Annotated in this window: 23 protein-coding genes; 19 read left to right on the top strand and 4 right to left on the bottom strand. The window is 46.9% G+C overall.

Translation table 11 applies throughout. The features are described 5' to 3' along the window. The first annotated feature begins 32 nt into the window (after positions 1–32). From KNP00_RS00765 to hfq, 8 genes are all read left to right on the top strand, one after another. Positions 33–953, top strand: a complete 921-nt coding sequence (locus KNP00_RS00765; protein ID WP_215141361.1) for an ABC transporter ATP-binding protein — start codon at positions 33–35, stop codon at positions 951–953. Continuing rightward, positions 946–1,944, top strand: coding sequence for an ABC transporter permease (locus tag KNP00_RS00760; RefSeq protein ID WP_240542641.1), 999 nt, complete (start codon positions 946–948; stop codon positions 1,942–1,944). The genes KNP00_RS00765 and KNP00_RS00760 overlap by 8 nt, the downstream gene beginning before the upstream one ends. Positions 1,945–2,120: 176 nt before the next feature. Next, on the top strand, positions 2,121–3,632 hold the full coding sequence (locus KNP00_RS00755) for a M4 family metallopeptidase (RefSeq protein ID WP_215141360.1): 1,512 nt from the start codon (positions 2,121–2,123) through the stop codon (positions 3,630–3,632). A 90-nt stretch (positions 3,633–3,722) separates the two neighbouring features. Then, on the top strand, positions 3,723–4,583 hold the full coding sequence (locus KNP00_RS00750; protein ID WP_215141359.1) for a PPK2 family polyphosphate kinase: 861 nt from the start codon (positions 3,723–3,725) through the stop codon (positions 4,581–4,583). A 104-nt stretch (positions 4,584–4,687) separates the two neighbouring features. Further along, positions 4,688–5,287: an AmiS/UreI family transporter gene (locus KNP00_RS00745; protein ID WP_240542640.1), complete on the top strand. Its 600-nt coding sequence runs from the start codon at positions 4,688–4,690 to the stop codon at positions 5,285–5,287. Between the two features lie 116 nt (positions 5,288–5,403). Beyond that, positions 5,404–5,883, top strand: a complete 480-nt coding sequence (locus KNP00_RS00740) for an SMI1/KNR4 family protein (protein ID WP_240542639.1) — start codon at positions 5,404–5,406, stop codon at positions 5,881–5,883. A gap of 708 nt (positions 5,884–6,591) precedes the next feature. Next, positions 6,592–7,527 carry a tRNA (adenosine(37)-N6)-dimethylallyltransferase MiaA gene (miaA, locus tag KNP00_RS00735; RefSeq protein ID WP_215141352.1) on the top strand — a complete coding sequence of 312 codons (936 nt, stop codon included), beginning with the start codon at positions 6,592–6,594 and terminating at the stop codon, positions 7,525–7,527. Between the two features lie 27 nt (positions 7,528–7,554). Then, the gene (gene hfq / locus KNP00_RS00730; RefSeq protein ID WP_215141351.1) at positions 7,555–7,803 is read left to right on the top strand and encodes an RNA chaperone Hfq; all 249 of its coding nucleotides are present in this window, start codon (positions 7,555–7,557) and stop codon (positions 7,801–7,803) included. Between the two features lie 38 nt (positions 7,804–7,841). On the opposite strand, the gene KNP00_RS00725 is transcribed toward hfq, so the two are convergent. Then, the gene (locus KNP00_RS00725) at positions 7,842–8,354 is read right to left on the bottom strand and encodes a hypothetical protein (RefSeq protein ID WP_215141349.1); all 513 of its coding nucleotides are present in this window, start codon (positions 8,352–8,354) and stop codon (positions 7,842–7,844) included. Positions 8,355–8,509: 155 nt separating this feature from the next. Between KNP00_RS00725 and KNP00_RS00720 the strand changes: the two genes are divergently transcribed. The 6 genes from KNP00_RS00720 to KNP00_RS00695 all read left to right on the top strand — a co-directional run bounded on the left by KNP00_RS00720 (position 8,510) and on the right by KNP00_RS00695 (position 14,952). Continuing rightward, the gene (locus KNP00_RS00720) at positions 8,510–9,688 is read left to right on the top strand and encodes an HD domain-containing protein (RefSeq protein ID WP_215141347.1); all 1,179 of its coding nucleotides are present in this window, start codon (positions 8,510–8,512) and stop codon (positions 9,686–9,688) included. 15 nt (positions 9,689–9,703) lie between these two features. After that, positions 9,704–10,654 (top strand): CobW family GTP-binding protein, encoded by a 951-nt coding sequence (locus KNP00_RS00715; protein ID WP_215141345.1) that lies wholly within the window; start codon positions 9,704–9,706, stop codon positions 10,652–10,654. Then, on the top strand, positions 10,635–11,417 hold the full coding sequence (locus tag KNP00_RS00710; RefSeq protein WP_215141343.1) for a 5'-3' exonuclease: 783 nt from the start codon (positions 10,635–10,637) through the stop codon (positions 11,415–11,417). Before KNP00_RS00715 ends, KNP00_RS00710 begins: the two co-directional genes overlap by 20 nt. Then, the gene (locus tag KNP00_RS00705; RefSeq protein ID WP_215141341.1) at positions 11,398–11,790 is read left to right on the top strand and encodes a reverse transcriptase-like protein; all 393 of its coding nucleotides are present in this window, start codon (positions 11,398–11,400) and stop codon (positions 11,788–11,790) included. The genes KNP00_RS00710 and KNP00_RS00705 overlap by 20 nt, the downstream gene beginning before the upstream one ends. Positions 11,791–11,893: 103 nt before the next feature. Next, positions 11,894–13,294, top strand: a complete 1,401-nt coding sequence (gene fumC, locus KNP00_RS00700; RefSeq protein ID WP_215141339.1) for a class II fumarate hydratase — start codon at positions 11,894–11,896, stop codon at positions 13,292–13,294. Between the two features lie 167 nt (positions 13,295–13,461). Next, a complete protein-coding gene (locus tag KNP00_RS00695) occupies positions 13,462–14,952 on the top strand; it encodes a GGDEF domain-containing protein (RefSeq protein WP_215141337.1) in 1,491 nt (496 codons plus the stop codon). 14 nt (positions 14,953–14,966) lie between these two features. On the opposite strand, the gene KNP00_RS00690 is transcribed toward KNP00_RS00695, so the two are convergent. Beyond that, entirely contained in the window at positions 14,967–15,452 is a 486-nt protein-coding gene (locus tag KNP00_RS00690) for a dihydrofolate reductase (RefSeq protein ID WP_215141335.1), read from the bottom strand. Further along, positions 15,449–16,243: a thymidylate synthase gene (locus tag KNP00_RS00685; protein WP_215141333.1), complete on the bottom strand. Its 795-nt coding sequence runs from the start codon at positions 16,241–16,243 to the stop codon at positions 15,449–15,451. Before KNP00_RS00685 ends, KNP00_RS00690 begins: the two co-directional genes overlap by 4 nt. A 178-nt stretch (positions 16,244–16,421) precedes the next feature. Here KNP00_RS00685 and KNP00_RS00680 point away from each other — a divergent pair, with 178 nt between their 5' ends. From KNP00_RS00680 to KNP00_RS00670, 3 genes are all read left to right on the top strand, one after another. Continuing rightward, complete coding sequence (locus KNP00_RS00680; protein ID WP_215141331.1) at positions 16,422–16,946, top strand: type 1 glutamine amidotransferase domain-containing protein; 525 nt, start codon at positions 16,422–16,424, stop codon at positions 16,944–16,946. A 26-nt stretch (positions 16,947–16,972) separates the two neighbouring features. Further along, on the top strand, positions 16,973–17,707 hold the full coding sequence (locus KNP00_RS00675; RefSeq protein ID WP_215141329.1) for a Bax inhibitor-1/YccA family protein: 735 nt from the start codon (positions 16,973–16,975) through the stop codon (positions 17,705–17,707). Positions 17,708–17,786: 79 nt separating this feature from the next. Next, a complete protein-coding gene (locus tag KNP00_RS00670; protein WP_215141327.1) occupies positions 17,787–18,896 on the top strand; it encodes an NAD(P)/FAD-dependent oxidoreductase in 1,110 nt (369 codons plus the stop codon). A gap of 37 nt (positions 18,897–18,933) precedes the next feature. Here KNP00_RS00670 and KNP00_RS00665 read toward each other — a convergent pair whose 3' ends face one another. After that, positions 18,934–19,497, bottom strand: a complete 564-nt coding sequence (locus KNP00_RS00665) for a TetR/AcrR family transcriptional regulator (protein ID WP_215141325.1) — start codon at positions 19,495–19,497, stop codon at positions 18,934–18,936. Between the two features lie 121 nt (positions 19,498–19,618). Here KNP00_RS00665 and KNP00_RS00660 point away from each other — a divergent pair, with 121 nt between their 5' ends. Both KNP00_RS00660 and KNP00_RS00655 read left to right on the top strand, forming a co-directional pair. Further along, positions 19,619–20,491, top strand: a complete 873-nt coding sequence (locus KNP00_RS00660; RefSeq protein ID WP_215141323.1) for an ABC transporter ATP-binding protein — start codon at positions 19,619–19,621, stop codon at positions 20,489–20,491. Then, complete coding sequence (locus tag KNP00_RS00655) at positions 20,492–21,286, top strand: ABC transporter permease subunit (protein WP_215141321.1); 795 nt, start codon at positions 20,492–20,494, stop codon at positions 21,284–21,286. Positions 21,287–21,296: the final 10 nt, after the last annotated feature.

Below are 21,296 nucleotides of genomic sequence, written 5' to 3'. Positions count from 1 at the left end.
TTGTTCGTTAGAATAAAAGAAGAGGTGAGACAATGGAACCGACGTTAAAGTTACATCAACTGACAAAAGTGATTGGAAAGAAGACGATCATCGATAACATTTCGTTAGACGTGTACCCTGGAGAGGTCTTCGGCTTTTTAGGACCGAATGGTGCCGGGAAGACGACGACGATTCGAATGGTCGTCGGTTTGATTAAACCGACGAAAGGAAACGTATCGATTTGTGGGTATCGTGTCGACAAACAGTTCGTCCAAGCGATGAATCAAATCGGTGCAATCGTCGAGAACCCTGAGTTGTACAAGTTTTTATCCGGACGTGAAAACTTAGAAGCGTTCGCTCGCATGCTACCCGATGTTAGTGAAAAACGGATACAAGAAGTGATCGACCTCGTCGACTTGACCGCCCGAATCGACGATAAGGTGAAGACGTACTCGCTCGGGATGCGTCAGCGGCTCGGGATTGCACAGGCGTTATTGAACAATCCACGCGTCCTCATCCTAGATGAGCCGACGAACGGACTCGATCCGATGGGAATTCGAGATTTACGACTTTTCATCCGTCGCCTCGTTGAAGAGACGGGATTGAGTGTGCTCGTGTCGAGTCACATCTTAGCTGAAATTGAACTGTTAGCGGACCGCGTCGCGATCATGTCGCGAGGGAAGTTAGTGAAAGTAGGGACCGTTCACGCCTTGATTGAAGAGCTCGCATCGACGGTCGACCTGCATGTCAATAACAGTTTTGACGTGTTGCCAATCGTTAAAGAATACGAAGGGATTGACCAAGCGGATGTTATTGACGAGCGAACGATTCGTATTTCAATGAATGTCGAGGAGACAGCGAAGTTGAATCGCTACTTGGTCAATCAGGACATCGAAGTGTTTGGCCTTGAAAGACGGGTACAAACGCTAGAAGACCTCTTCATTACGCTGACTGGTGGTGATCATATTGCCTAATCCATCTATATTGGGTCTCATACGTAACGAAGTGTTAAAGATTCATCGTAAACGCAGGTTGATGGTCGTCTCGATTATTTTGGTCGTACTCGTCTCGATGTTCACGTATGCGAACTATCGTCAAATCGAGAAGCAACGTGAGGAACAAGGAACGATTGATTGGCGAGTCGATCTCCAACAAGAGATTATCGATACGCAAAACCGGCTCGCTTCCGCGAACGTTCAGGACGAGTTCCGCCAAATCTTAGAGTTCCAAGTACAACAAAACCAGTATTATCTCGACAATGACATCAACCCGAACTACCCAGGGGCACCGACATTCATGCGTGTCTTCTTCTCTCAAGGAACGACGCTCGTCTTGCCACTCTTCATCATCGTGCTGATGGCAGATATCGTCAGTGGGGAACATAATGACGGGACAATCAAAACATTGCTCTCAAGACCGGTCAGGCGTTTTAAAATTCTGCTTGCCAAGTGGCTGACGACTCTTCTTTATACGTCCATTTTGATTTTTGTGACGGCCCTGGTCAGTTACGCCATCTCCGGTATCGTTCTTGGATGGGATGGATGGACCGCTCCGATTCTGACCGGTTTCCAAGCATCTCCGACCGGGACATTTTCGACCGATTTCGTGCATACGCTTCCGATGTGGGAGTACTTGCTCATGTCGATGGGGCTGTCTTGGCTCGTCGTCGCTGCGGTCGGTACCATCTCCCTCATGATTTCGGTCTTGGTAAAAAATACGGCGACCGGAATCGGTGTAATGATGGCAGTGCTTATTTCTGGTCCATTATTGACGTCGCTAGGGTCAAACTGGGATAGTTCCAAATATCTTGTCAACGTCAACTTCGGACTTCATACCTATTTGGAAGGTCAAGCTCCTCCTATAGAAGGGATGACGTTACCATTTTCTCTCATTGTCATTCTCGTGTGGTCGATGGCTGCACTAGCGTATGCGTTTTATCACTTTACACAAAAAGACGTCTACTGATTCGATAGTGCCACTCTCCTAAGTGGCACTATTTTTTTATGGTTAGAATGAGGATGATATGGAATATAGTGGTACAAATGATTCATTATTATGAATTGTCAAAATAATCAAAAAGATGGATACAAAGCACATGCGGAACTGTGTAAAGTAAGAATCATCACAAAGGAGGGAAACACATGAAAAAAGTAGTATCCACATCTTTGATCGCAGGTATCTTGCTCGTACCACAGTTGGTCGGGGCAACGGAGTTGAAGTCGGGCACATTGACGAAACCATCGGAAAACACACCGACGACGATTGTAAAGGAATACGTCAAGTCAAAAGGTGAGTTCAAAACGATCAAGTCCACATCAGATGAAGTCGGAAAGGTCGTCAAATTACAACAAACGGTTGATGGTATACCTGTATTCGGCGGGATTGTTGTAGGAGTTGTGAATGAAGATGGTCAATTGAAGACGGTTGTTGACGATACGAAACAGGTGAAAAACCTACATAAGTCAATCAAACTGAGTGAGAAGAAAGCCATTGCGAGTTATAAGAAGCTTGTCGGCCATGAAGGGGCTTACGAGCTCGAACCGGAAGCGGAACTAATCGTCTATCCGAATGGCGACAAATCGGTGTATGCGTACGAAGTGACAGGGACGATTCTAGAAGCGGATGAGCCATCTCGTTGGACGTATTTCATCGACGCCACAAACGGTAACGTTCTGAACAAGTTCAATCAGCTTGCACATGTGAGTGGAACGACGTATACAGGGACTGGAATTGATGTACTAGGTCAAAGTCAATCGTTTAAAACGACGAGAAGCGGTTCGTACTATTACCTTCAAGATTCGACGCGTGGCAAAGGGATTTACACGTATGACGCGAGAAATCGAAATATCCTCCCCGGGTACCTTTGGGCGGATGTCGATAACATTTTTAATTCATCGTACGATCGTGCCGCTGTCTCTGCGCACGTGAATGCTACAAAAACATACGATTTTTATAAAAACTTATACGGTCGGAACAGTTACGACAATTACGGGGCCGCATTGAACTCGACCGTCCATTATGGCAGTCGGTATAACAATGCGTTCTGGGACGGAAGTAAGATGGTATACGGGGATGGGGATGGCTCAACGTTTACTTCGCTTTCAGGAGCACTTGACGTCGTCGCACACGAATTGACACACGCCGTCACAGAGTATACGGCTGGATTGATTTATCAAAATGAGTCAGGGGCCATCAACGAAGCGGTGTCTGATATTTTTGGGACTGTCGCTGAGTATAGTGTCGGGTCAAACTTTGACTGGTTGATTGGAGAAGATATCTATACACCAGGTGTCGCCGGAGATGCGCTACGATCTATGTCAAACCCTGCGGCATATGGAGATCCTGATCACTATTCGAAACGCTATACGGGCACCCAAGACAACGGTGGTGTTCATATCAACTCCGGTATCGTCAACAAGGCCGCATACCTCTTAGGGAACGGCGGATCGCATTACGGAGTTTCTGTGCAAGGTGTAGGGGTCATCGCGATGGGAGATATCTACTACCGGGCCTTGACGGTTTACTTGACACCGAGCTCGAATTTTTCAAGTCTTCGCCAAGCGGTCGTTCAATCGGCAAAAGATTTATACGGTACGACGAGCCCGCAAGCGGTATCGGCTGCGAAATCGTTTGATGCTGTCGGAATTTATTAAGAATGAAATCCTTTCCGAGTCTCGGAAGGGATTTTTTCTGTCAGTTTGGGGTAAATCAAGTGAGAATGACGAGTGAAAAGGAGAAACAAGATGGAGACAAATGAATACATGGCTGCACCGAACACACATATACAGTTAAATGATTTCTTTACCCATGTCGAAAACAAACCTGATGATTCCAAATTGAGAGACGAAATGATTCCAAACAGTGTGGAACGGTTGAAAGAGCTACATTGGCGGCTCTACGCCGAGAGCAAGACAGGCATCATCGTCGTCCTTCAGGCACTTGATGCGGGTGGCAAAGACGAGGCGATCAGCTACATCTTCTCAAATCTGAACGCACAAGGTCTAAAGACAAATGTGTTCCAGAAGCCTTCTGATACGGAGAAGAAGCACGACTATTTGTGGAGAATGCATGACTTGTTGCCAGAACGTGGACAGGTCGGAATATTGAATCGGTCTCACTATGAAGAAGTGATTGCCCCTCGAGTGCATGATTTGTTAGGGGATGAGGTGCTACCGGATCAAGAGAATAAAGAAAAGGTATGGGAGATGCGTTACCGTCAAATTAACGATTATGAACTGTATCTGAAAGAGAACGGGTTTGAAGTCATCAAGTTCTTTTTCAATGTTTCGAAAGACAAACAACGTGATCGTTTGCTTGAACGACTAAAGGACCCGAAGAAAAATTGGGAATTCTCGTTTAGCGATGTGGAAGAACGTCAATACTGGGATGATTATCAACAGATTTTTGCGGAGATGATCACGCACACTTCGACTGACGTTTCACCTTGGTACGTGTTGCCGGCAGACGATGAGTGGTTCAGCAGATATATCATTTCATCGGTCATGATTGAAGTTCTCGAGCGCATCGCTCCACAATACCCGACTTTTTCAGATGAAGAACAAGAACGAATCGATGAGGCGATCAAAACACTTGAGAACGAGTAATGCTTGACGTTCTCGTGAACAATGAAAATACCCCTTGCGCTGAAAGCGAATTCAAGCTAAAGTGATACAGTAGATTAGAGGTCAGACATCTGTACAAAGGGGTAATGAATGTGGGTAACGTAAGTTTATTATTTGGTGGCGTCGCGCTATTTTTAAATAGTCTTGTCCTTTTAGGGAAAGTCGACATGAAGAGTGCCGGTGTGTTCAGCTTGTTCACCGGGATCTTGCAAACGTTTATCGCCACGTGGTTATTGATCGGGGCAAGTCCTGAAGAGCAGTTTGGTCTCGCAAGCATTTATCTGTTTTCATTCACTTATTTATACGTTGGTGTGACATTTATTTTGAATTTAGACGGTCGTGGAGTCGGCTGGTTCTCGTTGTTTGTTTCAATCGCAGCATCATTTTATGGGGTGATGGCGATTGCTGGCGGCGATTCAATGGGTGCGTTGACGTGGTTCTTCTGGTCGCTATTATGGGCGCTCTTCTTTTTCGGGATGGGACTCGGGAGACCGAACGAGGCCATCACGGCACGTGTCGCCCTCGTATTGTCGTGGTTGACGCTGATCGTCCCGGCGATGGTTGGCATGGCCGGCCTCATGAACGGATTGTATGACATGATCTGGTGGGCGGCGAGCGGTACGGCAGTCCTGTACTTCATCGTTTCTGTCAAACGTACGAAACAAGCAGTGGAAGTTACTTCATGATGAATAATATTTCGAGGTCATCGAGCGCGATTAAATCGTACCCGATGACCTTTTTTATGCAATGGAATATGATGAAAATAACAAAATAAATTCGTTATAAAATGAGGTGGATTAGATTGGTAGCACTCGAAGCGTTGAAAAGACGTCTTGTTAACGGTCGGCTCGAAGTACAAATGGAAGAAGGATATGTGGACACGTTACATTTTTCATTCAATGCGCCCGCGACGGAAATCGAGATCAAGCGATTGACAGAAAAGATGTCAAATGACGTTATTCAATTTTTGAAAAACCATAATGGCGCTGAATTGTTTGTCCATCCGACATACGGTGGAGGGATTCAACTCTTTAGTGTGGATGAAATCATCGAGTATCGTGAAGTATGGGAGTGTCCTGAACGATTCATCCCTGTCGGTGCCGGGAGAGATGGGGAATGGATCGTTTGCGAGGTCGTCAATGAACATGAAAACTACATTTGGGTCGGAGAATTTTTGACTTACACAGATGACATTGAAAAACTTCCGATGGATTATACACGTTGGTTCGATTATTTGATTGTCGCCCAAGGTGCTCACTTTTGGGATTGGTTCAGAGGTTAAAGGATCATGATTGACTGTATGATTTGAATCATCCTTTTATTGGCTCCGTCCTTGTAGCATCTTTCACGCAGCGGACATTGTTTACATAGCTCGATGTCGAAGAAGTGAGTCTCCACCTGGATCTGTCCGACATTTGAACGTCTGTCACGTATCTTCCGAGTCGCTATGTGTCCGATCGGCTTGTCGAGGAGTTCATCACTGTCCATGTGCTGACGAATTGATGACATCATCTTACGGCGCGAGGTCGGGCATCATTGGAATCGCCACCAGGATGTTTGGTTGCTGTCAGTGACCCAGACGTACAGTGTCGCCCCGAAAGGCACGTCGACTCCCAGGGGATTAGCGGGCAAAGGGAGACCCAGCAGCTGAAGGCGATGCGGCTCCCTGACCGCCCCCAGGAATGCGACGTGCCAAAGAGGGCGACAACAGCAAAGACAAGGAAAGTAGATGAGCGTCATTCTTGGGCGGGACGACGCTCATTTATTTACGAGTGTGCTTTTTTACAATTAAGTTGTGTCTAAAATGTGAAAAGAGGGAATGTGGAAGCTAAAGGAGGCGAAAGCAGATGAGTGATGGTCTCGTGTTATTACTCGGATTACTTTTATGTGGTTGGATGCTGTTTGCCATCGTATTTGATGATAGAATAAAAAGAAGAATTTGATGACCCGTCTCGCGAGGAGACGGGTTTTTAATTGAGGAGTGAGATGTATGAAAAAAACCCCTGTCGTCGTCATCGTCGGTCCGACCGCCGTTGGCAAAACGAAGACGGGCATCGAACTAGCAAAAGCGTTCGACGGCGAAATCGTCTCGGGTGATTCGGTTCAAGTATATCGTGGCATGGACATCGGTTCGGCAAAAGTAACGACAGAAGAAGCCGAAGGGATCCCGCATCATTTGATTGATATATGTGATCCGGATGACGCGATGAGCGTCGCGATGTTTCAGCAGTTAGCACGTGCCGCCATCGATGATATTTATGCCCGTGGCAAGTTACCGATTATCGTCGGAGGCACAGGTCTATACATTCGTTCGATTTTATATGATTATGAGTTTGTGGAACGACCTGTAGATGAGGGGTTACGGGCTGACCTCGAACGGATGGCAGAAGTCGAAGGACGTGAGGCACTATATCAGAAACTAGTGCAACTTGACCCGAGCCGTGCTGAAACGATTCATCCGAATAACGTTCGTCGCGTCGTGCGTGCGCTCGAGGTGGCGATGCAAGGCGATACGCAAACGATGGACAGTGCACCATCTGAACATTATGATTACCGGTTGTTCGTCCTTCATGCAGATCGTGAGCTATTATACGACCGAATCAATCAACGTGTCGATGCGATGATGGAAGCGGGACTTGTCGAAGAAGTCGAACGGCTGTTAACGAAAGGATATCGTGATTCGCAGGCGATGCGAGCCATCGGATACAAGGAAATCATTCCATTTGTCGACGGAAACATTTCGAAAGAACAAGCGACGGACTTGCTTAAACAGCACACGAGACAGTTTGCGAAACGGCAACTTACGTGGTTCAGACATCAATTTGATGGAATTTGGGTAGATATGGGTCGAAAATCATTTGAACTATCATATAAAAATATTTATGATGATGTAGAGGGGTTTTTTCGAAAATTCCGATTATTTTAAAGAGATAAAGACTAGGGGGAATTGAGCATGAAATCAAGCTACAACATCCAAGATCACTTTTTAAATCAACTCCGTAAAGAGATGGTGCCAACGACCGTGTTTTTAGTAAGCGGTTTTCAAATTCGAGGTGTCATCAAGTCATTTGATAACTTCACCGTCATCGTCGAGTCGGAAGGCCGTCAACAATTGATTTATAAACACGCCATTTCGACATTTTCACCGGCCCGTAACGTGACGTTATATGAGCCAGATGCAGTGGAAGTAACTGAAGGATGAGCATAAGAAAAGGAGCGGCCCGGGGACCGCTCCTTTTCTTATGCCGTTTTTGTCGTTCCCGGTTGTTTGATTGCCTCGAGAACACGCTGGATGGCGCATCCGCCGAGGAGTGAGTCCATTTGACCACAAATCTGGGCAGGCGTAGAGCGATGTAACAAAGCATAGGTTCGTTTCCATGCGCGCTCAGCTGATTGAACCCGGACGAGAAGGTCGGCGTGACTTAGTTCTTTTAACTTATCGATATTCAGTCGATTCGTGCGCGCGAAGGCTGAAAGGACAACTGCCTTTGCAAGCGGAGTCTGTAGTGGATAACCAGACAATTCAAGAGCAGCCATTGCTCCTTTCATCTCATGCTCAACGATTTTGTCAAGTGACTCATCTTTTGCATAAGGATTACCTGAATGGTGAGCAAGAGACTGTTCTAAGTCTTTTACTTCCACCGGACAACTAGACGCTTGTAAAACACGTTCGATTGACTGTTGCTCTTGTGCATAACGTGTCGCTTCCCCCGAGGCGATGAAACGTTCGTACGTGTCGATTAATGAAATCATTGTCGTTTCCCCCTTTATCGAACTACCTTTATCGTACCAAGAATCGTAAGCGCTTTCAATATGATGAACATGAATTTGGGACCTTACTAGAAAGTATGTTCGCCTAATAAGTAGAAACACGATACAATGTCAGAAGACGCGAGGAGGGAATGTGAATGAACTACTACCAACAAATTGATCCGGTCATCGGTTCATCTGCGAATCACGAAAGATTTCAAATACCGCAAATTGAAAAATCAAAGGAACGACTAGACCAGCTGCCAGACGGTGCGCCTGTCCAAACGAAAGCGCTCGTCAGCACGGTCGAGGTGAAAGAGGGCAAAAGTGGTGCGAAGTGGCTTCAGCTTACTGTCACGACATCGAACGGCATGATGCGTGCGAAGCACTGGCTCCGTGGGAATGAGAATGAGCTTCTCCCAATCTATGAATCGGGAGTCATCGAATTTTCTGGGAAGATTGATGTCTATCCAAAACCGGATGGTGCGAAGTCGATTACAATCGATCGCGTCCATCCCATCTCAAAAGATGAAGCCATCTCGTTGTTACCAGGGTTACCAGGTGATGAGACGATGGACCAGTTCGCTGCTGAACTGTTCAGTATCCTCGATACGTTGTCACCCGTCTCTCAACAAGTCGCATACGGACTGCTCGATCTTGTCTGGGATGATTTTGTTTTATCACCAGCTGCACTATACCATCATCATAACTATGCAGGGGGATTGTTGAAGCATACCGTTTGCATGCTTCGTCTCGGATATCGGATTCAAGAAGAGGATGATTATTTGGCAACTGTGTTTCGTATCATTAAAGAGGCCGAGCAGTTGCATAAAGTCGACCTTTGGAATACGATGAACGGTGTGAAAATTGAGCAGGCATATAAAGGAGCGTTCGAATCGATGTACACGGCCTGCGAAGCGATGGCCGAACGGAAAGAACCGTTGAACTGGGATGAGCTCGCATTAGGGATTCTCTTCCATGATATCGGAAAAATCTATGAGTATAGTCATCTGTTGTCGAGTCCGAAACGCTTTGAGAAGCTATCTCCAGTCGAAGGCACGAGTGAGACGACCGGTATCTCCATCAATCCGCTAGGGGCGCTGATTGGGCACATGCCATACGGTGGACTGTTATTCGAAGAGACGCTACGTCAGGCATCGACTCGCTTACCGGTCGACGTCCATCATCGAATCTGGCACATGATTTTATCGCATCACGGAAAACGCGAATGGGGTTCTAGTGTATTGCCGATGACAACGGAGGCTTGGATGCTTCATTTGATTGATTTATTAGATGCGCGCTATGAGAAATGGGCTCGCGCACACGAAGATTTGTAAGAAAAGGGTGGTATCATGATTCCAGTACAACTAGTTACCGGGTTTTTAGGAGCAGGCAAGACGACGTATTTGAATCGCTTACTCGCTGCGACAGACGAAAAAATCTGTTTGATCGTCAATGAGCTCGGAGCGGTCAACATCGATGAACAGTTGATTGTAAAGATGGACCAGGAGCAGATTGAACTCTCGAACGGGTGTATCTGTTGTTCCATCCAAAATGATTTGAGTAAGACGTTTTATCAACTCGTGGCGAAAAAAGAGACGTTTGATCGAATCGTCATCGAAACGACAGGTGTCGCCGATCCCGCACCGATTATTCAGACGATTTACTATGATGAATATTTGCGGCAACACTTCAAAATGAGTGCCATCTTGACCGTCATCGATGCTGGTCAGATGGATCGTGAGCTGTTCAAAGAAGGAATTCATCAAATCGCGTACGCCGATCTAATTTTGTTAAACAAGACGGATTTAGTCTCGAGCGAGGAGTTAGAGCACGCTCGTGAACGAATCACTCAAATCAACCCGACCGTCCGCATAGTGGAAACGGTCCAAACGGAAGGTGACTACGAACTCCTTGAAGACACGTTCCAGTTGTCACGTATCGACGAACAGACGCTAAGTCGATTGACGGCGACGAGTGAGTCGGTAGCCTCACTTCGCGCCATCACATTGAATGCCGATCGTCCGCTCTCTCGTGAACGGGTGACGCGATACGTGCGCGAAGTGTTGATGCATTATGAAGATGCGATTTATCGCATGAAAGCGATTGTCCGATTAAATGATGAAGACCGAAAGTTCGTCATTCAGGCGACGAATCAGTTGATGGGTGCGACGTTTGCGAATGAAGTGCACGAAGGTGACCGTTCTGTGTTCGTCTGGATTGGAAAGGAACTGGACAAAGATGCACTGGCAAGGGGATTAAAAGCATGTGAGGTGGAGCCTAATGAAGCTCATTTTAGTTGATGGATTTAATTTATTGTCACGATATTACTTTGCGACGGAGCGGAGACGGGCCCAAGACCCTGAAGTGACCGTGAAAGGATTGCTTCGAAAGGTGGATTCCTGGACGACGGACTTCACTCATATCGCCTTCTTTTGGGACGGGACGCGAGAATCTACACATCGTTATGCCTTGTACCCCGAGTATAAGGCGACCCGTAGCGGATTGCCCGAGCCGCTTTTTGATGACTATTTAAAAGTAAGGGCAGCCTTGGACGAACGGGGCATCCTACAGTCGGAAATGACCGGCTATGAGGCTGATGACCTGATGGGTGCGGTGGCGACGGCGTTTCCGGGAGAATCATACCTCTATTCGTCAGACCGTGATTTACTTCAGTTGCTGTCACCGAACGTGTTTCAGATCATACCGAAAAAAGGGGAAGAACAACTCGTCAACGAAATGACGTTCGAATCTATGTACGGTGTGAGACCGAAACAGTTCGTCGATGTGAAAGCGCTCCAGGGAGACACGTCTGACAACATTCCTGGCGTTCGTGGCATCGGACCGAAGACGGCGACGATTCTGATTCAGTGTTACGATACGATTGAAACGCTTTATGTGCATGTACAGAATGAAACGCTAGAAGCTCCACATCAAAAGTATGCAAAAAAACTAGACGGGCATGAAGAAATCGCGCTCTTATCAAAACGTCTGTCACAAATTGACATCTATGCACCTGTCAGTACGGATTGGGAGGCGTATCGGTTTGGTTCACATCTATTTTGACGCGGCGACCAACCAGACGACTGGAGACAACGGCATAGGGGTTTGGATGAAGACATCAGACGGTACGGTCTCGACGTTTAAACAACGAGTACAAGGGCTGACGAGCGTCCATGCGGAATTGGCAGCGTGTGCTTTTGCGCTTGAACAGGCTCATGCACTGGAAGGTGAGACTTCATTCATGCTCTACTCCGATGCCGAGGTGATCGTCCGTGCACTGGAGCAACGTTTCATGAAAGACGCTTCAGCGAAACCACTTTTTCTGAAAGCATTGATTGCGTACGATGAACTACCACACGTATTTATAAAGTGGATTCCGCGGGCAGAGAATCGGGCGGATTCGGTTGCGCGTGAAGCATTGAACGGTACGGTTTGAGCGACTAAGGTCATTCTTGGTCGCTTTTTTGATGGAGTCATTTCTTTTTAGATGGTTTTTCGCTAAAATGAAAGCGTAGTCAATTAAAGAGGGGGAATTTACAATGGATTATCGGATTGAACGGGACACGATGGGGGAGATTCAAGTTCCGGCAACTGCGAAATGGGGAGCTCAAACACAACGCAGTCTCGAGAACTTTAAAATCGGTTCGGAAAAGATGCCGCTTGAGATTGTATACGCTTTTGCCATCTTGAAAAAAGGCGCGGCTTTAGCGAACGCCGAACTCGGTGTACTCGATGAAGAGAAGGCGAAGGTTATCGCGGAAGTGGCGGATGAGATTATAGCAGGACAACATGATGCCGAGTTTCCTCTCGTCGTCTGGCAGACCGGATCAGGGACGCAGTCGAATATGAACGTCAACGAAGTCATCGCCCATCTTGCGAATGAAAAGTTACAGGCGCGTGGAGAATCAATCACGATTCACCCGAACGATGACGTCAATAAATCACAGAGCTCGAACGATACGTATCCGACCGCGATGCACATCGCAGCCATCCTGTCTTTACAGGACGACGTCTTGCCGGCGGTCGACTCGCTTTACGAAACGCTCTCACAAAAAGCCGAGGCATATATGGATATCGTCAAAATTGGTCGGACGCACCTTCAAGACGCGACACCGGTCACACTCGGTCAAGAAATTAGCGGGTGGGTAAGGATGCTCGAACTATCAAAACAGATGATCGAGCGGACGGTTGAACCATTGACCGAGCTTGCACTCGGCGGAACGGCGGTCGGGACAGGAATCAACGCACATCCTGATTTTGGTGACGTCGTGGCGAAGAAAATCTCTGAAGAGACAGGCAAGTCGTTCGTCACGGCCGTAAACAAGTTCCATGCTCTCACAAGTCACGACCAACTCGTCTTCGCACACGGTGCCCTCAAAGCGTTAGCGATGGATGCGATGAAGATTGCGAACGATGTACGTTGGTTGGCTTCAGGGCCACGTGCAGGAATTGGAGAAATCACGATCCCCGAGAACGAACCGGGTAGCTCGATCATGCCGGGTAAAGTAAATCCGACACAAAGCGAGGCGCTCACCATGGTTGCCGCGCAAGTGCTCGGTAACGATGCGACGATCGGTTTTGGTGCGAGTCAAGGGAACTTTGAACTGAACGTCTTCAAACCGGTCATCATGTATAATTTCTTGCAGACATGTCGTCTCCTGACAGACAGCTTACATTCTTTCAACGAGCATTGTGCAATCGGGATTGAGCCGAACCTAGATGTGATTGCAAGAAACGTCGAGCAATCGCTTATGCTCGTCACTGCTCTAAATCCACATATCGGCTATGAGAATGCAGCTAAAATTGCTAAACTGGCTCATAAAAAAGGTACTTCTTTAAAAGAGGCAGCTTTAGAAACCGGATTGTTGACCGAGGAACAGTTCAATCAATGGATTCGTCCAGAAGACATGACATCACCGAACTTAAAAGTGAATAAATAACATTTAGCGGTCGAAAGGCCGCTTTTCTTATGCCATTTTAGGTCATAAGACCTATGTATATGTAAAACAATAGAAAATAAATAAGGAAATAGTTGTATTTTTTGTTGAGAAGTCGCATAATCGAAACATAAGAGCATTCAGGGAGTACGGATTTAGGGGGGACGGATATGGAGCAAGGCCAACTCACTGAACGAATACATATGATTTTGAAAAGAGTATCGGAGTCAAGACAAATTCCAAAAAGCGATATCGAGTTCCTTCTTGATTGGATGAAGAAGGAAGTTCGGCAACGACGGTTAATGCACTTGTTAGAAATCTTTAGTCGTGTCGAGAATGACGTGAAGGAGTTGCCGAGTGTCCTTACGCAGTCAGAGGCACTGATCTTGATCTCCCCTGTGAAACGATATATCCATACAGTTCTAGGAATTGAACAAGAAGATGAAGATCTAGTTCTCATTTTATCAGCAAGCTTTTCGACATTTAGTCGCTATAAGTCGCGTGTTGAAAAACTTGGGGCGCGTCCTGTATTTTTGCAAACCCTTGAAGAGGCGGTCGAATATGATTATGAGGACGTTCCGAAAGCCATTATCATGGACGTTGAACTGTGGCCTCAGTTTAAAGAACGCGACATTCAATCATTTGTCAGCAAGATGAGAAAACTATACGTTCCACTAATCGTCATCGGAACGAATGAGCATTACCGCCTCGCAGCGTACTCGTATGGATTTGATGACTATTGGGAATCGTGGGTCCCGATGGAAGAACGATTAGTGCGACTTGGGTTACATATTGAAAAATCTCGATTGGTTTCGAAGGCGTTGCTCGTGGACGAGTTGACAGGGGCGTTCAATCGTAAATATTTGAAAGCGACCTTTTCACGTTTCATCTCGAGACTTGAACGCTCGGGGGAAAGCTTTGCGATTGCCTTGCTAGATATCGATCATTTCAAACAGTTAAACGATACGTTCGGTCATTCGTATGGGGATGACGTACTCCACCGCGTATCTGAAGAGATTCGTCACGCAATCCGGTCGAGTGATGAGCTCATCCGTTATGGTGGTGAAGAATTTTTGATTCTTTTAAATGTCTCTGATCGAGCCATCGTCGAGTCCGTATTAGAGCGGGTCCGGACGCGGATCGAAGAGATGGAGTTCCCTTATGACCATCACGTGACGGTATCGATCGGCTACACACGCGTCTGTCAGACAGGTTACACGCTCGGCGAGTGGTGTGCCTATGCAGATGAGGCATTGTATAAAGCAAAACGGGATGGTCGAAATCGGGTCGTCCGTTATTCCTCGGCAGTCCGTGAAGAGAAACGGCTCGCATACGTGACGATGTCCGCAAACAAATATTTATCACTCGCGGATCGACTTCCAAAAGAACATCGTCGATACGAAGTCGTTTACCGTCCGTATGAAGCATACTCGTGTAACAACCATATCGAGATGTTTGTCTTAGATGCTACCCGAGATCAAGAAGCGAGAGGGACACTCTCTGCGGTGAAGGAGCAACGGGGAAAATATAGCCATATTCTTGCTGTATCGAAGCGTACGGCATCTGAACTAGAAGCGATTTATGATGATTATGCAGATGAAGAACAAGATGAGGTCATCACAAGAAAAATTGAACAATGGCTTGAAAAATTGCCGGATTAAAAAGCAGACATCCATTAATCGATGTCTGCTTTGTCGTATTGTTTGAATGTGAAGGCATATGCGTGTCTCTCGTCTTGAGGGTGATCGGTCGTACTCGTGACCGTCCATTCCCCGGTCCGTTCAGGATAATACGTGTCTGCCTCAAACGATGCATCGACTTCTGTTGCGTAAATGCGACTCGTCATCGACATCGTCTGCTCATAAAGCGTAGCGCCACCGATGACAAACCACTCTTCCTGTTGACTTGCTTCAAGAAGACGGTCTAAATCGTGCCAGACATCGACTTGATCTGCTGAGAATGAGGCATCAGACGTGATGACGATATTACGCCGGTTTGGCAACGCTTTACCGATGGACTCAAACGTCTTTCTTCCCATCACGACGGTACCACCGGATGTGATGTTCTTGAAATGTTTCAAGTCATCCGGCAAGCGCCATAACAAATCATTGTCTTTTCCGATTTCACGGCCTTGCCCATATGCGACGACGTGTGAAATCATACGCTCACTTCTCCTTTAATATGTGGATGTGGATCATATCCGAGAATTTCGAAGTCCTCAAAACGGAAGGATTCGATTGACGGGACGTCCCGGACAATGTTGAGTTGTGGCAACGGACGCGGCTCACGGGACAATTGAAGTTCTACTTGTTCGAGATGGTTATGGTAAATATGTGCATCACCGAGTGTATGGACGAAATCCCCAACTTCAAGTCCGGTGACGTGGGCGACCATATGTGTCAGTAGTGCGTAGGAGGCTATATTGAACGGCACTCCTAAAAACGTGTCGGCACTTCGTTGATACAATTGACATGAAAGTTTCCCATCAGCGACATAAAACTGAAAGAGCAAATGGCATGGTGGTAGTGCCATCTCATCGAGCTGTCCAGGGTTCCATGCCGAGACGATCAATCGTCTCGAGTCCGGATTCGTCTTAATTTGATTGATGACTTGAGCCAATTGGTCAACGGTCGAACCGTCCGGACGGGGGAAAGAACGCCACTGCGATCCGTAAACCGGTCCGAGATTTCCTTCTTCATCTGCCCATTCGTTCCAAATGCGAACCCCGTTTTCTTGAAGGTAGCGCACGTTCGTCTCTCCAGAGATGAACCAAAGAAGTTCATGGATGATGGAGCGGATATGTAATTTTTTTGTCGTGATGAGCGGAAATCCTTCTTGTAGGTTGAAGCGCATTTGATAACCAAAAACGCTCGTGGTGCCGGTGCCGGTGCGATCTTCCTTCACCACACCTTGGTCGAGAATGTGTCGACATAAGTCGTGATACTGCTTCATTCGTGATGTACCTCCTTCTCAATCTTCTACTACTAAAGGTATCAATAGTAAGGAGGAAACACAAGATATAGTATGAGTGAATGAAATGAATCCATATTCTGAAAAAACAGTTATGCGTCTTCGTTTTCGCACTACTTCGTTTCGGGTATAATGAGGAATGAATAAAAGGAGGGGTATGATGAAACTACAAGGAAAGAAAGTCCTGCAACTTGTCAGTCATGACTTCGAGGATTTGGAACTTTGGTATCCGGTACACCGTCTTCGTGAGGAAGGCGCGCATGTGATCCTCGCCGGAGAGAAAGCCGAACACGCATATATCGGAAAGTATGGTGTACCAGCGAAATCAGATGTGGCGTTTGATGATGTGGATATCACATCGTTCGATGCGATTCTCGTGCCGGGAGGCTGGTCACCTGATTTGTTGCGCCGATTTGAATCCGTGAAAGGGTTCGTCCGCTATATGGACGAGCAAAAGCGACCGATCGGCCAGATTTGTCACGCTGGCTGGGTGTTGATTTCAGCGAATATTCTAGATGGAGTGAACGTGACGAGCACTCCTGGAATTAAAGATGATATGGAAAACGCCGGTGCGATTTGGCATGATGAGCCGGTCGTCGTCGATGGTCACATCATCTCGAGTCGCCGTCCGCCAGATTTACCAGACTATATGCGTGCGTTCATTGACGTGTTCGCAAAACAGTAATCGAACAATAAAGGAGCAATACAACATTGAACTTAAAATCGAACCCTTTACTGCGTAAATCAATGCAGTCTACAGCTATTAGTGCCGAACCGATGACGAAAGCGGGAACGTGGTCTAAAGTGTTTACGCTACTACTCCTTGTGACAGCGGCAGCCGGTGCGACGTGGCTTGTCGTCCCGACAATTGGGGAAGGACTTTTATTCCCGCTCATGATCGGGTCACTCATCCTCGGCTTTGTCTTTGCCTTGGTCATCACATTCAAACCGAATACTGCGCCTGTCGTCGCGCCACTTTACGGAATCGTCGAGGGTGTCTTCGTCGGAACGATCTCGTATTTCTTTGAAGCGATGGTGCCCGGTATTGTTGGCCGAGCTGTCATGACGACGTTCGTCGTCGCTTTTGTGATGTGGTTTGTCTACACGACAGGTCTGGTCAAAGTGACGCAAAAGTTCAGAGCCGGAGTCATGGCAGCCATCTTCACTGTCATGTTGTTGTACCTCGTACAAATCGTCATGAGTCTATTCGGTTCAGGTCTTGCGTTTATGACGGGTTCAAGCCCGCTTGCAATCGGTGTCCAGTTCGTCATTGTCATCGTCGCCTCGCTTGCGCTCGTTTTAGATTTCGACTTCATCGCACGTCAAGTCGAGGCACAGGCACCGAAACAATTGGAATGGGTGGCGGCGTTCGGATTAATCGTCACGCTCGTCTGGTTGTATATTGAATTGTTAGACTTGCTTTACCGTCTAGCGATGAGAGAATAAGAATCAGTCATCGATCCATTGGGTCGATGATTTTTTAACGAAAGGATGTGTCGATCTGTCTTGACATGACAGATTCATGATGATGAAAATTGTGATTATCGGTTCGGGAATCGTTGGGATTTCAACAGCGTATCATTTGGCTGGAAAGGCTGACGTGACCGTCATTGATCGTAAAGAAGAAGGGCGGGCAACGGATGCGGCGGCCGGGATCGTATGCCCGTGGATCGCACAGCGACGCAATAAAGCTTGGTACGCCCTCGCAAAAGGAGGCGCCAACTATTATCCTGAGGTCGTCAAAGATTTGGAGTCTGAAGGTGAAACGGACACTGGATACAAACGTGTTGGGACGCTTGCACTCCATGAAAAGTCAAAACTCGACCAGATGATGGAGCGGACCCTCATCCGCCGAGAAGAGGCACCGGAAATCGGTGAACTAAAACGATTGAATGCCGATGAAGCGCAACGTCGTTTTCCTCCCCTTTCAGATGAATGGGACGCGCTCTTCGTCTCAGGTGGAGCTCGCGTCGATGGTGGCCGCTTCCGGGCAGCGCTTCAGCGAGTCGCGAGTAAGCGTGGGGTGAAGTTTGTGTATGGCTCGGCACGTCTCCTTGACGGAGAAGAGATTGGTGTCGAGTGTGACGGTGTGTCCTTTGAGGCAGATGAAATTATATTAGCGACCGGCGCGTGGCTGCCTGAGTTGCTGCAACCGCTCGGGTATACTGTACGTGTTGACGGGGAAAAGGCACAGATTGTCCACGTTCAGTTAAAAGGAACAGATACCTCGGATTGGCCGGTCGTCATGCCGCCACGGAGACGTTATTTACTCGGATTTGCTGATGGGAAGGTCGTCATTGGCTCAACACATGAGAAAGGCAAAGCATTTGATGCCCGACCGACGGCGATCGGCATACACGAAGTGTTGTCTAAAGGATTGGAATCGGCACCAGGACTTGCGGAGGCAGAGCTGATTGAGACGAAAGTAGGCTTTCGTCCGGTCACACCGAACTCGATTCCCATACTCGGGAGAGTACCGGGGGCTGAAAAGTTAGTGGTCGCAAACGGGCTGGGCTCATCTGGGTTGACGGTCGGACCATTCATCGGGAAAGTGTTGGGCGACCTTGTCCTTACCGGTGATTCCGAACTAGATCTATCGCTTTATCCGATCGAGGAGTTTATATATAAAACGTGAGAAAGGGTGGCTGTCTGAAAAGTAGACAGTCACCCTTTTAGCGTTTGATGATTCCGTTCAAGAAGAAATGAAAATAATCTTCCATCGTTTCTTTCAAGTCCCCGACTGAAAAATGAGGGTCAGACAGGATTGCCTGTTGGATCAACTGAACGTAATGAAGATAGGATGCCGTAGACAACGTCGCATCAATTCTTCCTTGTTGCTTACCGTACTCAATCAACCGGGCAAAAGAATCGTATCCTCTTGCAGAAAGCTGTTCCCAACTTGGGTCTTGTTGAATCATTGCGGTGACGGTTTCGTCAAATAGGACTGCCATCTTGATTTTTCGCTTTAATATATCAACGAGTAACGAATCGAATGGAGCGTTCGACTCGATTGCTCGATCAATCCAACTCATCTGCTCTTCGGTCATGAGTTGTAACACTTCAATTATGACTTGCTCTTTCGAACCAAAATAATTATAGATGGATACGGGCGAAACCGTAGCTTGTTTGGCCAGTTCGTTGACTGTGAAGCGAGATTGTTTTCTAGCCATCAAATCGGATGCGGCGCGTAAGATCGCTTGTCTTTTTTCGTTCGTGCGCTTTGTAAATCCATTCATCTGTCGGCTTGCTCCTTTCCTTTGTTTTGTAACAAATATACCATTTCCATTTCAAAAAAGAACGTGATATACTAGTTTTGTAATCATTAATGATATATATTTCAAAAAAGGAGGGTTTAATTTGATTCATATACAGCAATTGACGAAAAGGTTCGATGCGACGCATGGCATCTTTGATGTGTCACTTGACGTATCACCAGGCATGATCTTTGGGTTCATTGGACCGAACGGTGCCGGAAAGTCTACGACGATTCGACACTTGATGGGTCTCTTGAAACCGAATGAAGGAAACGCATCAATTAATGGATTCGACTGCTGGCAGGAAACGGAGAAGGTAAAACAATGCGTCGGCTATTTACCAGGCGAGATCAATTATCCTCAAAACATGACCGGTGAAGAAATCATTCATTTGACGCGACATTTACACAAGACGGATGCGGAGCGTGAACGGAACCTTCGCGAACGCTTTTCATTTGATGAGGCGACGAAAGTTCGGAAAATGTCAAAAGGGATGAAGCAGAAACTTGCCATCATCACCTGTTTTATGAAAGATGTACCTGTCTATATTTTAGATGAGCCGACGAGCGGACTTGACCCGCTCATGCAGGAACGGCTAATTGATTGGTTGATTGAAGAGAAACAGTCAGGGAAAGCCATTCTCATGAGCTCCCACCATTTTCCCGAGATGGAACGGACGTGCGATCGTGCCGCATTGATTAAAGACGGACGGATCATAATCGAAGAAGATATTGAAGAGCTCCGGCAGCATAGTGTGAAACGGTATCGCATCGAGTTTTCTTCAGAGCCCGAAGCGATTCGATTCGCAGAAGACTCAGCAGTTCGAGACGGGTTGCAAGTTGAAGTGGTCATAACGAAACCGGAAGACTTGAACCGACTCATCCGAACGTTGGCGAACTACGAGATTCGGTCACTTGCAAGCGGTGCAGATGAGCTTGAACACCTATTCATGCAATATTACGGGGAGGCGACATAAATGTTAATTCGTTCCATGTTCAAACAGAATCGGAGCTGGATTCTTGGATATTCGATCGGGACTAGCGTATACCTGTTCTTTTTAGCTGCCATCTTCCCATCCATTCAAGAAACAGGCTTAATCGAAGCGAAACTAGAGTCATTACCAAAAGAGTTGCTCGACGTCTTCCAAATCGATGCAACGATGGCGATGGACAATATACTAAATTTATTGTCGAGCAACTATTACGGATTGATTTTCTATGTGCTCGCGGTTCTGTTCGCGCTGACGTTTGCCTCGAAGTTACTCGCAAAACCGGTCGATTCGGGAGAAATCATGCTTTATATGGCGGCGCCAATCTCTCGTGTCACATACATCATCTCAAGTTTTGTCATTCTTCTCGTGGCGGTCGGTCTCTTTGTCGGGCTGAATGGACTTAGTCTAATGATGGCAGACCTCTTGTTCGATCTTCAAATCGACTATTCCGTTTTATGGATGCTTCAATTAAACGGAGCGCTCATGCTGCTTGTATTAGGAGTCGCAGCTTACATGACGGCGAGTTTGTTCGATGATAGTAACAAATCGTATATGGTGACGGGTGGGATTTTCACTTTCTTCTTAATCGTGAACATCATCAATGGGGTAAGCGAACAGTTCAAATGGATGTCAAACATCTCTTTCTTCTCACTCTTTGATGCACCAGCAATCATGCGTGAAGAATTTTGGGGAGTGCATTTCATTTGGCTCTTCGGTTTACTGTTCATTTTATCTGCGTGTTCGTTCATCCGCTTCACTCGAAAAGATTTGACGATTTAGTTTTTCAAAA

This window comes from Exiguobacterium qingdaonense, assembly GCF_018617855.1.
Taxonomy (GTDB): domain Bacteria; phylum Bacillota; class Bacilli; order Exiguobacteriales; family Exiguobacteriaceae; genus Exiguobacterium; species Exiguobacterium qingdaonense.
Note: the sequence above shows the minus strand (reverse complement) of the source record. Positions and strands in the feature narration are given on the sequence as shown.